Below are 11,866 nucleotides of genomic sequence, written 5' to 3'. Positions count from 1 at the left end.
TGTCAGGGATCCGCGGAAACCGGTTATCCCGATCAGACAAACGAAAACGACAGAGTCGAGCCGAGCGCGGGTCCTGCTCACGACGCCGCGCCGTTCGCTCCCCGCCGGCTCAACAGGTCCTTCCGGAACTTGGCGTCGAGGCGCTGCATGAAGTGCTCGGCGCAGCACATGTGGTTGTGCATCTCGCGGCGGACGGCCTCGGCATCCTCGGCGCGGTAGGCGGCCACGAGGGCGCGGTGGCTTTCGAGATTGTGGGCGCCGAAGGCCTCGTGCTCGGTGAGGCTGTCGCTGCGGAACTCCACGAGGTCGCGCAGCAGGCTGTTGAGAAACCGGCACATGAAGGCCAGCAGCGGGTTGTCGCTGGCGTCGCACAGGATGTCGTGGAAATCGACCTCCACCACGCGGCCGAGACCGCGCTGGTCGCCCGCGTTGGCGGCGGCGCAGGCCGCCATGTTCGCCTCCAGGCGGCGGAACTCCGCGTCCCCGAGGCGGCCGACCACGCTGACGCCGAGCGTCACCTCCAGGCTGCGGCGCAGGGCGTAGACTTGGGCGAAGTCGAGTTCCTGGAAGTGGAGGAAGCGGCGCAGCTGCTGCGCGGCGGCGTCCACCGAGATCGGGCGGATCTCCGGGCCGCCGTTGGGGCCGGACTGCATCGTCACCAGCCCCTGGACCTCCAGGGCCTTCAGGGCCTCGCGGATCGTGCCCTTGGCGCAGCCGTAATGCTGCATCAGGGCGCGCTCGTTCGGCAGGCGGTCGCCCGGGGCCAGGCGCTCGCGGGCGATCCGGTTGCACAGATCCTCGGCGATCTGGTCGGACAGCTTGATCCGCCGCAGCGCCGCGGGCGGACCGGCGTCCTCGGGCGCGCTCATCGGGCCGCCGGGCTCGCCGGCGCCCAGGACACGTCCGCGTCGAGGGGAAAGATCGGGCGGGCCAGCTTGCCGAACGGGAACAGGCCGTAATCCGAGCTGGTGACGCCCCGGCTCGCGCATTCCACCACCGCGCGGGCGAGGGGCTCGAACACCGGCCGGCAATACATCCGCGACTTCAGGATCAGCACCCGGGCCGCTGCCGGGTCGAGGCCGAGGCTGGTGAACACGCCGAGGTCCCAGGGCTCGTGGGGCTCCTCCGTGACAAGGATGCGGGCGGCGCCCGTGTCCAGCACCGCCGCCCGGCCCATGCGGCAGCGTTGACCCGTATAGGTCGGGCCGGTGATGACGTAGGTGCCGTCGCCGAGGGCCGCCACCGTCCCGGCGACCATCAGGGGGGCCTGAGCGGAAAACCCCGGGAGCGGCACGCGGTTGCCGACGCCGATCGCGACCGCCGCGCCGAGGCCGGCCGCGTGCAGGGCGGCGACGGCCTGGGGATCGCAGATCGGGCCGGCGAGGAGGCCGTCCAGGCCCGCCTCGAGGGCGGCGGCGAGGACGTCCATCACGTCGCAGGTGCCGCCCGACATGCAGTTGTCGCCGTGGTCGAGGAGGAGCACCGGACCCGTGCCGGGCTGCGCCAGCGCCGCCTTGGCCGCCGCGATCGATGCGCCGAGCGGCGCCTCGGCGTAAACGAAGGCGTCGCGCGCGGACCAGAGTTCCGCGGCGAGATCCTGGGCGGCCTGGTCGGCGGCCTCCTGCGTCTCGGCCGTGACCGTGACCGAGACGCCCGCTTCGAACAAGTCGGCCAGGGCGAAGCCGCCGAAGATCGTGGCGGCGAGCACGCCGGGGCGGGTCTCCGCCGCGCGGGCCGCCGCGACGGCGTCCTGCATCGGGCCGGGCACGCGGGTGTCCATCCGCAGGGTGTGGGCGAGCATGGGCGGGTGGACCCAGGCGCGATGGGGTTTGAGGTCTTCGTCGAGCATGCGCCCGACGATGCCGGCGACCAGGGCGCCGGTCTCGGCCATGTCGACGTGCGGATAGGTCTTGAAGCCCGCGATCGCGTCGCAGTTCGCCACCATCCGGGCCGTGATGTTGCCGTGGAGGTCGAGGGCGACCCCGAGCGGCACGCCCGGCGCCAGGGCGCGGATGCGGGCGAGCAATTCACCCTCGCCGTCGTCGTGGCTCTCGGTCACCATCGCCCCATGCAGGTCGAGCAGGATGGCGTCGCAGCCCGGGCCGATCGCCGCGAGGATCGCCGCGCTCAGCGCCTCGAAGGCCGCGTCCGCGACCGGGCCGCTCGGGTTGGCATGGGCGGATACCGGAACCACGACGGTGGCGCCGCGCGCCTCGGCGAAGCGGATGAAGGCGCCGAGCGCCGTGGTGGCGTCGCGCCCCGCCGCCAGAGCTTCCGCCCCCCAGAGCGGGTTGAAGGCCGCCAGGGGGGTGGCCAGCGGCGAGAAGGTGTTGGTCTCGTGGTTCACCCGGGCGGTGACGATGCGCATGGCAGCAACTCGCGTCGTTCGATCAGGCCGAGGCGGAATGGCGGGAATCGTAGTCGAGCACCGCGTCGAGCAGCACCTGCGCGCCGGCGGCGCATTCGGTGGGCGAGGTCGACTCCGCCGGGTTGTGGCTGAGGCCCCCGGCGCTCGGCACGAACACCATGGTGGTGGGCACCAGGGCGGCGACGTGGGCGGCGTCGTGGCCGGCGCCCGAGACCATGTCGCGGGTGGGATGCCCGCCCTTCTCGGCCGCGCGCCGGACGGAGGCGATGCAGTCCGGATCGAAGGCGACGGGCGCGATCCGGGAAATGGGTTCGAGCCGGGTTTCCAGGGCGAGGTCGGTGGTGACGCGTTCGACGGCCGCCCGCAGGGCCGCCTCCATGGCGTCGAGCACCGCGTCCTGCGGGTGGCGCAGGTCGACGGTAAGGAAGACGTGGCCGGGAATGACGTTGTTGGAGTTCGGCGTCACCGTGAGGTGGCCGACGGTCCCGACCGCGTCGGGGGCGTGCGCGTGGGCGGCGGCATCCACCGCTTCGACCAGGCGGGCGGCGCCGACCAGCGCGTTGCGGCGCAGCGGCATCGGGGTCGAGCCGGTGTGGGACGACCGGCCCTCCAGGGTAACCTCGAACCACCGCATGCCCTGCACGCCCTGAACCACACCGATGGTGGCTCCCTCCGCCTCCAGGATCGGACCCTGCTCGATGTGCAGTTCGAACATCGCCCCGAACGGCACCGAGCCGGGGACGGCCGCGCCGCGATACCCGATGGCGTCGAGGGCTGCGCCGAAGCTGGTGCCGGCGCTGTCCCGGCGGGCCTCGGCCCAGGCGCCGTCGTAGATGCCCGCATAGACGCCGGAGCCCAGCATCGCGGGGGCGAAGCGCGCGCCCTCCTCGTTGGTCCAGTTGACCAGGAGCAGCGGCGCCTCGGTGACGTAGCCGGCCCCGTCGAGGGTGCGCAGCACTTCGAGCCCGGCCAGCACGCCCAGCACCCCGTCGAACTTGCCCCCGGTGGGCTGGGTGTCGAGGTGGCTGCCCAACGCGATGGGCTTCAGGTCCGAGTTCCGGCCGGGGCGCAGGGCGAACATGTTGCCGGCGGCATCCACCGTGAGGGTGCAGCCGAGCGCCGCGACCTGGGCCTTGAGCCAGTCGCGCACCCGGCGGTCGTCCTCGCTGAGGGTCAGGCGGGCGATGCCGCCATCCGGCGTGCCGCCGATCGCTGCGGTCTCCGTCAGGGTGTCCCAGAGGCGCTCGGCGTTGATGGTCAGGTTCGACATTGTGTCCCGGGTTTCCTGGTGCTCACGCGGTCCGCGATCAGGTGGCCTTGACGCCGAGGAAGCGGTCGCGCGCGGCGTCGTCGGCCTTGAATTCGGCATTGCCGGCCGCGTAGGCGACGCGGCCAAGCTCGAGGATGTAGTGGCGGTCGGCGAGGCTCGTGCAGACCGCCAGGTTCTGCTCCACAAGCAGGATCGGGACCCCGGCGTCGCGGATGGCGCGGATCTGGGCCACGATCTCTTCGACGATGACGGGGGCCAGCCCCTCCACCGGCTCGTCGAGCATGAGAAGCTTCGGGCCGCTGAGCAGGGCGCGGGCGATGGAGAGCATCTGCTGCTCGCCCCCCGAGAGCTGCGCGCCCCCGTTGCGGCGGCGCTCTTCGAGGCGCGGGAACATCGCGTAGATCTCGGCCATGCCCCAGGGCGAGCCCCTGCGGACGGCGATGCGGAGATTCTCCTCGACGCTGAGCAGGCTGAAGATGCCGCGATCCTCCGGCACGAGGGTGAGGCCGGCCCGCGCGATGCGATGGGCGGGCCAACCCGCCACGTCGGTGTCGTGGAAGCGCACGCGGCCGCCGCGCGGAGGCAGGAGGCCGCTGATCGCCTTCAGGGTCGAGGTCTTGCCGGCGCCGTTGCGGCCGAGCAGGCAGACGATCTCGCCGGCCCGCACCTCCAGGCTGACGCCCTGGAGGATGTGGCTCTTGCCGTAATAGCCGTGGACGTCCTCCACGCTGAGGGCGGCGGGACCACTCACGAGACCAGATCTCCCGTGATCATGTTGCCGAGATAGGCCCGGCGCACCTCGGCGTCGTCGCGGACCCGGGCCGGCGGCCCCTCCACCAGCACGCGGCCGGCGCGCATCACCGTCACGGTGTCGGAGATGTTCATGACGATGCCCATGTTGTGCTCGATGAACAGCACGGTGTGGTCGCGGCCGAGGTCGCGGATCAGCGCCGTCATCGCGGCGATGTCGTCGATGCCCATGCCGGAGGTCGGCTCATCGAGGAGGATGACCTTCGGCGCGGCCGCCATCGCCATACCGACTTCGAGGCGGCGCTGCTGGCCGTGGGAGAGTTCGCCGGCGGCGCGGAGCGCCACGCGGGTCAGGTCGAGGCGGTCCAGCATCGCCTCCGCCATGGCTAGGGCCGGCCGGTTCGCTTCCGCCCGGCGCCAGGGCGCGAGCGCTTGCCAGGGCGTCCGACCCTGTGCCGCCAGCCGCAGGTTCTCGCGAACACTGAGCGTCGGGAACAGGCTGGTGACCTGGAACGAACGGGCGAGGCCGAGGCGCACGCGCTCGTGGTCCGCGGTCCGGGTGATGTCCCGGCCGGCCAGGGCGATGCGCCCGGCCGAAGGCGCGATCCGGCCGGTGAGCGCGTGGAACAGGGTGGTCTTGCCGGCGCCATTGGGACCGATGATCGAGTGGACGCTGTTCTGCCTGATGCGCAGGGTCACGTCCTGCAGGGCGACGAAGCTGCCGTAGCGGACGCTCAAGGCGTCGGTGGCGAGGATGGGCTCGCTCATCGGTTCGCCTCCGGGGCCGGCCGGGCACCAGGCTGCCCTCCTCCCCCTTGTGGGGAGGAGTTGGCGGTGGGGGTGGCTGGGTGGCCCTCGACCGGCGGAGGCTGGCGGCGCCACCCCTGGCCCCTCCCCACGAGGGGGAGGGGAAGGCTCTCCGCGGGCGGCGGCGCCCGCGTCACCAGGGCGACGGCGCGCTCGATCAGGCCCCAGAGGCCGCGCTGCAGGAACAGCGTGATGACGATGAGGAGGAGCCCGAGGAGCAGCAGCCAGCGCGGCCAGATCGCCGAGAGGGCGTCGGCGGCGAGCAGGTAGGCGCCGGCGCCGAGGAGCGAGGCGAACAGGTTGGCGCTGCCGCCGATGATCGTCATGATCAGCAGGGTTTCGCTGGTGTGATAGTCGATGTTCGACAGGGGGGCGACGCCGATCAGCATGGCGTGGAGCGCGCCCGCCAAGGCCGTGACTGCGCCCGAGATCGCAAAGGCCGCGACCTTGAACGCCCGCACCGGATAGCCGATGGCCCCGGCCCGGCCCTCGTTGTCGCGGATGGCGAGCAGCGTGCGCCCGAAGGTCGAGAGCGCGACCCGCTGCAGGGTGGCGAACAGCACGAGGAAGAGCACGGCGACGTAGGCGTAATAGGTCCAGGCGTCGCTCAGCACGGTGCCGCCGAGGCGCGGACGGGGGATGTCGAGGAGGCCGTTATCGCCGCCGGTGACGCCGCTGAAGGTGTAGGCCAGGAAGTAGAACATCTGCGAGAAGGCCAGCGTCAGCATCACGAAATAGACGCCCTGGCGCCGGATCGAGACCCAGCCCACGGCTGCCGCCACCAGGGCGCCGAGGGCCAGGGACAGCAGCAGCATGACGGGGGCGGGCAGACCGGCCCGCACGAGGCCGAGCCCGGCGACGTAGCTGCCCAACCCGAAGAAGATGCCCTGTCCGAACGAGAGAAGGCCGGTATAGCCCAGCAGCAGGTTGCAGGCGGCGACCGCCAATCCGAAGATCAAGATCTCGCTGGCGAGCGTGCCCGAGCGCATGGCGAGCGGCAGGATCAGCACGGTGGCGAGCGCGAGGCCGAACTGGACGAGGGGGCGGTCGAGAAAGGGGATCATGCGAAAGGATCCTGCTCAGGCCCGGCCGAACAGGCCGCGCGGCATCGCCATGATGATGCCGGCCATGCCGAGATAGATGACGAGGCGCGCCCCCTCCGGCCACAGAGTGGCCATCAGGCTCTGGGCGACGCCGACCAGGATGCCGGCGGCCAGCGCTCCGGCGTAGCTGCCCATGCCGCCGATCACCACCACCACGAAGGCGATGCCCAGCGCCTCGACGCCCATGAAGGGCTCGACGCCGCGGATGGGGGCCGCCAGCGCCCCGGCCAGCCCCGCGAGCCCGGCACCGAGGGCGAAGACCGCCGTGTTGATGCGTAGGGTGTCGTAGCCGAGCAGCGCCATGTTCGACGGGGATTCCGACCCGGCCCGCACGATGGCGCCGAGGCGTGTGCGGTCGAGGAGCCACCACAGGCCCGCGGCCAGGATCGCCGTGAAGCCGATCACGAACAGCCGGTACTCGGGATAGACGAAGTCGCCGAGGATCATCACGCCGCTCAGTTCCTCCGGCGGGGCGACGTTGCCGCCGAGCGGTCCCCAGAGGATGATGACGAGTTCCTGCACCACCAGGGCGAGTCCGACGGTGACGAGGATGTGGAAGGTGTGGGGCAGCTTGTAGACCCGGCGCAGGAGCAGCCGCTCGGTCAGGCCTGCCAGAACCGCCACGACGAGGGCGGCGAGCGGCATCGCCACCCAGAAGCTCAGGCCGCGCTCGACGCCCTCGTAAGCGAGGTAGGCGCCGAGCAGATAGAACGCCCCATGGGCGAAGTTCACGAATTGCAGCAGCCCGAAGATGATGCTCAGGCCCACCGCCAGCAGGAAGTAGAGCATCCCGAGGCCGAGACCGTTCAGGATCTGGAACAGGTAGGTCACGGGGTCTCCGGGTGCACGTCAAGTCTTGGTTCGAGAGCGACGCCAATCGGCGCGCCACCGCGTCATTCCGGGGCCGCGAAGCGGAGCCCGGAATCCAGAAACACAGGTGGCGTCTTGCTTGGCTCCGTCAGCGGCTCTGGATTCCGGGCTCGCCTGCGGCGCCCCGGGATGACGCAGCGCTTGACCGACAACCGGTTTGGTGAGGAACCTTGGTTTCAGGTCGCCCTCACGCCATCTTGCAGCCGGCCGCCTCGGGCGAGAGGAACGACTTGCCGGACTGGATGACCTCTGCGAAATCGTCCTTGTCCTTCATGGCGGACTTCGCCTTGCCCTTGAGCAGGTAGTAATCCTTGATGACCTGGTGATCGGCGGCGCGGATTTCCTCCTCGCCGGTGAGGCCGGCATAGCGCAGTCCTTCGAGCGCCTTGATCACCGCGGGGCCATCGGCGCTGCCGGCCTTGGTGGCCGCGTCGAGCAGCAGCTTCGTGATCTGGTAGGAGCCGGCGAAAGAGTAGTTCGGCGTCATCTTGGCGGTCTCGCGGACCTTGGCGACAAGGGCCTTGTTCAGGGGCGAGTCGATGCCGTGCCAGTACTGCGCCCCGAAATAGACGCCCTCGCACAGGTCGGCGCCCAAGGCCTCGAACTGCTCCAGGCCCGAGGCCCAGGCGAGCACGATGGTCATGCGCTTCTTGAGGCCGAAACTGACCGCCTGGCGCAGCGCGTCCGAGGATTGCGAGCCGAAGTTGAGGAGCAGCAGGACGTCGGGTTTCGCCGCGATGGCGTTGGTCAGGTAGCCGCTGAATTCCTTCTCGGCCAGCGAGTGGTAGCTGTTGCCGACATGCTCGATGCCCTTCTCCTGGAACACCGCCTTGGCGGCGCTGAGCAGGCCTTCGCCGAACACGTATTGCGGGGTGATCGTGTACCAGCGCTTGGCCTGGGGCATCTGCGCGATCAGGGGCCGGACGGTCTGCGCAATGGCGCCGAAGGTCGGTACCGTCCAGCGGAAGGTGCCGCGGTTGCAGTCGGAGCCGGTGATCTCGTCGGCGCCCGCCGTGGTGATGAAGACGGCGTCGGACTTCGCCGCCTCCTTGCCCATCACCAGGGCCTCGGAGGACAGGATGCCGCCGGCGAAGAGTCGCGTGCCCTGGGCCATCGCCTCCTGCATCTTGCGGGCGGCCGGGGCCGGCTTACCCTCGGTGTCGATGTCGGCGATCGTGACGGTGCGGCCCAGCACCGAGCCGGCTTCCTTCGCGGCGAAGGCGGCGCCCAGCGACGCGTACTTGCCGTTGGCCGCGAAGGCGCCCGAGATCGGCAGGGGCGCGCCGACGACCAGGGGCCCCTCGGCGGCCCGGGCGCTGCGCAGGAAACCCGAGATCGGCACTCCGGATGCCGCGAGGGTCGCCGCCGTCAGCGAGGTTTTCAGAAACGCGCGACGATCCCGCATGACACCGCTCCTCGAGGGCCGAGCCGACCGAACTATCCAAACTATACGCATAGAATATCGGCGGGCGCAGGCCGTCAAGGGGCGGATTTATGGTGCGCTGCACTTGTGCAGATTGCCAGCATACGCTCAGATCTTAGGCGCCCGGTGCCCAAATCGGCGGCGGATATCTTGCGGCGCAGCAGAGATCGGCGGTGATGACGTGGTGGTGCGGGCGCATCGAAGCGCTCTTCGACGGGCTGTCGGTTCCGGCGGGTGATGTCGGAATGGCCGCCTCACACGGCGCCGGCATCCTCCCAGTAGCCGCGGACGTCCGCCGCCGTGGCGGTGAGGTGGACCTGCTCGTCGACCCGCTCGACCCAGGACAGCGGCAGGAGATGGTGCCGGCCATGCGCGACCGGATCGGTCCGAGTCAGCTTGATCAGGGTGTCGCCGTCCAGGTGATCGACCGTGCCGACATGCAGCCCGTCGGACGATCTCACTTCCATCTGCGCCTTGATGTCCGAGGGCTCTGCCATGTCGGCCTTTCCGTGGTGGGGGTTCACCGTCGTCAACAAGCCGGGTCGGCCAAGGTTCAGAGCGGTGTGGGCCGCAACGGTCACCGACCGACCCCTGATCGGAGCCGGGGCGCAACAAACGTGAGTGCGGGCCGCCGGACGATGCCCGAAGGTGGCTCCTTCGCAGGAGGCTCTGGGGGCGGCGGATGACGGCGGCGTGGGACGAGGGGCTCGGCGCGGTGGAGCGGATCATCGCCACGGCCGAGGCACGGCGGATCGAGCAGATGCTCCGCATCGCCGTCCACCTCGCCGAAGATCGGGACGCCGCCGAGGCCGAGGCGGAGCTTGGCCGCACCGAGCGCCTGCTGAAGATCATGCGAGGCCAGCGCACCCTGCTGATCGGCGCGCGGGCGCGCCGGCCGGCCGACGACGGGACCATTCGAGACGCGACCATTCCGGATGCGCTTCGTCCGCCCGATCCGATGCGGGGCAGCCCGACGCCGCCCTGATCTCAGCGGCCCAGCCGCACCGGAAAGCTCAGATCCGTCGTGCCCGCCCGGGTCAGCAAAGGGGCGGGCGGCGGGCGAAACGGGCCGGCCGCCCGGATCAGGGCCGTCGCCCGCTCATCGAGATCCGCCGAACCGGAGCTGCGCTCGACCGCGACGCGGTTCACGAAGCCGTCCGCCGCCACCTGGACCCGGACGGTCACGGTGCGGCCCCGGCCCGGGAAGGCCTGCTTCTGGACGGCCCCGTCGATGGTATCGATGACCTCCGAGACCCAGGCGCGCACCACCGCGCCGGTCCGGTCGCGGGCCTGGCTCGCGCCCGTGCCGAGGAGAAGGAGGGCGAGGCCGAGCCCGCGGGCCCTGTCGGCCGCTCTCATCGGCGGTGCTCCACGACGTCGGGACGCGCGGCTCCCGGCCCGTTCCGGGGCAGACGCGAGTCCGCCGGCCTGAGAGATCCCGTCGGGTCGGAAGAGCCGGTCATGTCAGCACCGAACATGCGAACGGCGCAGGGCCTGCGAGGGCCGCTGCGCCGCTGGTTTCGGCCGCCGAGGGGGCGATGACGGCCACCCCCGTGATGCACCCGGACCATCCGCGCCGATGTGCGGCGCGGCACAGGCCCGGCGAAGACGTGCCGGAAACGCCGCGCCTCGGGGGCTGACGGGGTGGCGGCAAAAGCCGGCGGGCCTCCCTATCTAAGGCAAAGCCCGATGACGCTTTCATCGCAGAGAGGTTGAACCATGAGCCACGAACGCGCGATCCTGGCAGGCGGCTGCTTCTGGGGCATGCAGGACCTGATCCGGCGCCAGGAGGGCGTGATCTCCACGCGGGTCGGCTACACCGGCGGCGACGTCCCGAACGCGACCTACCGCGACCACGGCACCCATGCCGAGGCCATCGAGATCGTCTACGACCCGAGCCGGACGAGCTTCCGCCGCATGCTGGAGTTCTTCTTCCAGATCCACGATCCGACCACGCCCAACCGTCAGGGCAACGACCGGGGCCTGAGCTACCGCTCGGCGATCTTCACCACCGACGAGACGCAGCGGCAGATCGCCGAGGACACCATCGCGGACGTGAACGCCTCCGGCCTGTGGCCCGGCAAGGTGGTCACCGAGGTAACGCCGGCGGGCCCGTTCTGGGAGGCCGAGCCCGAGCACCAGGATTATCTCGAGCGGCGTCCCGACGGCTACACCTGCCACTTCATCCGCCCGAACTGGACTTTGCCGGCCCGGGCCTCCACTCCGCAACTGTCCTGAGACGTGAAGGGCGCCCCGCATCCCGGTGCGGGGCGCACCACGACGTGGGGCCGCCCCCCCTTTCCCAAGTCGCTGACGCAGGTCCCTGATTCACGTCTCTGATCGGTCATGCAGAAGGTGGAGCCGCCGGACAGGATCGAGCCGTCGACCTCAGCATTCCTGTCGGTCTCGAAACCGCAACCGATCCAATCCGGTCGGACCCCGCTTCCGGTCGGCACGACATGCATCCGTGTCGATCCCCGGCAACATCCTTTCTGCTCGACACGCGCTGCGAAAGGGTAAGTTGTCGCGCCGACGCAATTTGGTTGCGGGATTTTATAGTTAATTCCGAGCATTTCTCGGCTAAGTAACGATCAATTCACAGAGTTGAATTGAAGTCACGTCCTTCATCAAGGGCGAGCTCGATGCCTGCAACATACCTCAACGCCGCCGGGACGCTGCTCTCGGTGGGCGAAACCTATGGTCGTGGTTCCGTCGGAACTGCCAAATCAACCCTTTCAGGGACGACCGGCAACGACGGCCTTCGCACCGGAGGCAATAGCACGCTCACGGGTGGGTTGGGAGATGATACCTATTTCGTTTACACCCAAAATGACGTCGTCGTAGAGAACGACCGGGAAGGCATCGACACGGTCGTGTCGACGTCGAAATACTACACACTTCCGAATGGTACCGAGAATCTCACGCTGGCCGGCAATAATTCAAGCGGTGCCGGCAATCACGTCGACAACATCATCAGCGCGCCTGGCACCGGAAGCCACACGTTGAACGGCGGCGCCGGCAACGACGTTCTGATCGGTGGCAGCGGCGTAGACACCTTCGTCGTCACGAAAGGCGAAGGGTCCGATGTCGTGATCGGGTTCGATGCGGCCAAGGACTTTCTACAACTGCAATCCTATTCCAGCCTGACAAGCTTTGCCAAGGTCAAGTCGGCGATATCCCAGGTCGGGGCGGATACGGTCATCAAGCTCGAGACTGGCGAAACGCTGACCCTGCGCGATCACAAGGTCGAAGATCTGTCCGCGGCGAATTTCCGC

At 69.8% G+C, this 11,866-nt stretch carries 12 protein-coding genes and 1 pseudogene; 3 read left to right on the top strand and 10 right to left on the bottom strand.

The genetic code is table 11. The annotated features are described in order from the left end of the window. Window positions 1–77 precede the first annotated feature (77 nt). From ASF60_RS11785 to ASF60_RS11745, 9 genes are all read right to left on the bottom strand, one after another. Window positions 78–869, bottom strand: coding sequence for a FadR/GntR family transcriptional regulator (locus ASF60_RS11785; RefSeq protein ID WP_056184666.1), 792 nt, complete (start codon window positions 867–869; stop codon window positions 78–80). After that, a complete protein-coding gene (locus ASF60_RS11780; RefSeq protein WP_056184664.1) occupies window positions 866–2,368 on the bottom strand; it encodes a M81 family metallopeptidase in 1,503 nt (500 codons plus the stop codon). Before ASF60_RS11780 ends, ASF60_RS11785 begins: the two co-directional genes overlap by 4 nt. Before the next feature lie 22 nt (window positions 2,369–2,390). Next, entirely contained in the window at window positions 2,391–3,638 is a 1,248-nt protein-coding gene (locus tag ASF60_RS11775) for a Zn-dependent hydrolase (RefSeq protein ID WP_056184662.1), read from the bottom strand. Window positions 3,639–3,675: 37 nt separating this feature from the next. Then, complete coding sequence (locus ASF60_RS11770) at window positions 3,676–4,389, bottom strand: ABC transporter ATP-binding protein (RefSeq protein WP_056184660.1); 714 nt, start codon at window positions 4,387–4,389, stop codon at window positions 3,676–3,678. Then, window positions 4,386–5,156, bottom strand: coding sequence for an ABC transporter ATP-binding protein (locus tag ASF60_RS11765; protein ID WP_056184658.1), 771 nt, complete (start codon window positions 5,154–5,156; stop codon window positions 4,386–4,388). The genes ASF60_RS11770 and ASF60_RS11765 overlap by 4 nt, the downstream gene beginning before the upstream one ends. Further along, window positions 5,153–6,259: a branched-chain amino acid ABC transporter permease gene (locus ASF60_RS11760; protein WP_082507903.1), complete on the bottom strand. Its 1,107-nt coding sequence runs from the start codon at window positions 6,257–6,259 to the stop codon at window positions 5,153–5,155. Before ASF60_RS11760 ends, ASF60_RS11765 begins: the two co-directional genes overlap by 4 nt. 15 nt (window positions 6,260–6,274) lie before the next feature. Further along, window positions 6,275–7,129, bottom strand: coding sequence for a branched-chain amino acid ABC transporter permease (locus tag ASF60_RS11755; protein ID WP_082503692.1), 855 nt, complete (start codon window positions 7,127–7,129; stop codon window positions 6,275–6,277). A 226-nt stretch (window positions 7,130–7,355) separates the two neighbouring features. Next, window positions 7,356–8,573, bottom strand: coding sequence for an ABC transporter substrate-binding protein (locus ASF60_RS11750; protein ID WP_056184656.1), 1,218 nt, complete (start codon window positions 8,571–8,573; stop codon window positions 7,356–7,358). 272 nt (window positions 8,574–8,845) lie between these two features. Then, the gene (locus tag ASF60_RS11745; RefSeq protein WP_056184653.1) at window positions 8,846–9,088 is read right to left on the bottom strand and encodes a DUF2171 domain-containing protein; all 243 of its coding nucleotides are present in this window, start codon (window positions 9,086–9,088) and stop codon (window positions 8,846–8,848) included. A gap of 185 nt (window positions 9,089–9,273) precedes the next feature. On the opposite strand from ASF60_RS11745, the gene ASF60_RS11740 reads away from it, so the two are divergent. Then, window positions 9,274–9,576 (top strand): hypothetical protein, encoded by a 303-nt coding sequence (locus tag ASF60_RS11740; RefSeq protein ID WP_056184651.1) that lies wholly within the window; start codon window positions 9,274–9,276, stop codon window positions 9,574–9,576. Between the two features lie 2 nt (window positions 9,577–9,578). On the opposite strand, the gene ASF60_RS11735 is transcribed toward ASF60_RS11740, so the two are convergent. Next, window positions 9,579–9,950, bottom strand: a complete 372-nt coding sequence (locus ASF60_RS11735; RefSeq protein ID WP_056184649.1) for a TonB family protein — start codon at window positions 9,948–9,950, stop codon at window positions 9,579–9,581. Window positions 9,951–10,310: 360 nt separating this feature from the next. Here ASF60_RS11735 and msrA point away from each other — a divergent pair, with 360 nt between their 5' ends. Both msrA and ASF60_RS26015 read left to right on the top strand, forming a co-directional pair. After that, window positions 10,311–10,829 (top strand): peptide-methionine (S)-S-oxide reductase MsrA, encoded by a 519-nt coding sequence (gene msrA / locus ASF60_RS11730; RefSeq protein WP_056184647.1) that lies wholly within the window; start codon window positions 10,311–10,313, stop codon window positions 10,827–10,829. A gap of 404 nt (window positions 10,830–11,233) precedes the next feature. Beyond that, window positions 11,234–11,866, top strand: a pseudogene (locus tag ASF60_RS26015) (1,3-1,4-beta-glycanase); the annotation flags it as partial.

It is taken from the genome of Methylobacterium sp. Leaf113 (genome assembly GCF_001423325.1).
Classification (GTDB): Bacteria; Pseudomonadota; Alphaproteobacteria; order Rhizobiales; family Beijerinckiaceae; genus Methylobacterium.
Note: the sequence above shows the minus strand (reverse complement) of the source record. Positions and strands in the feature narration are given on the sequence as shown.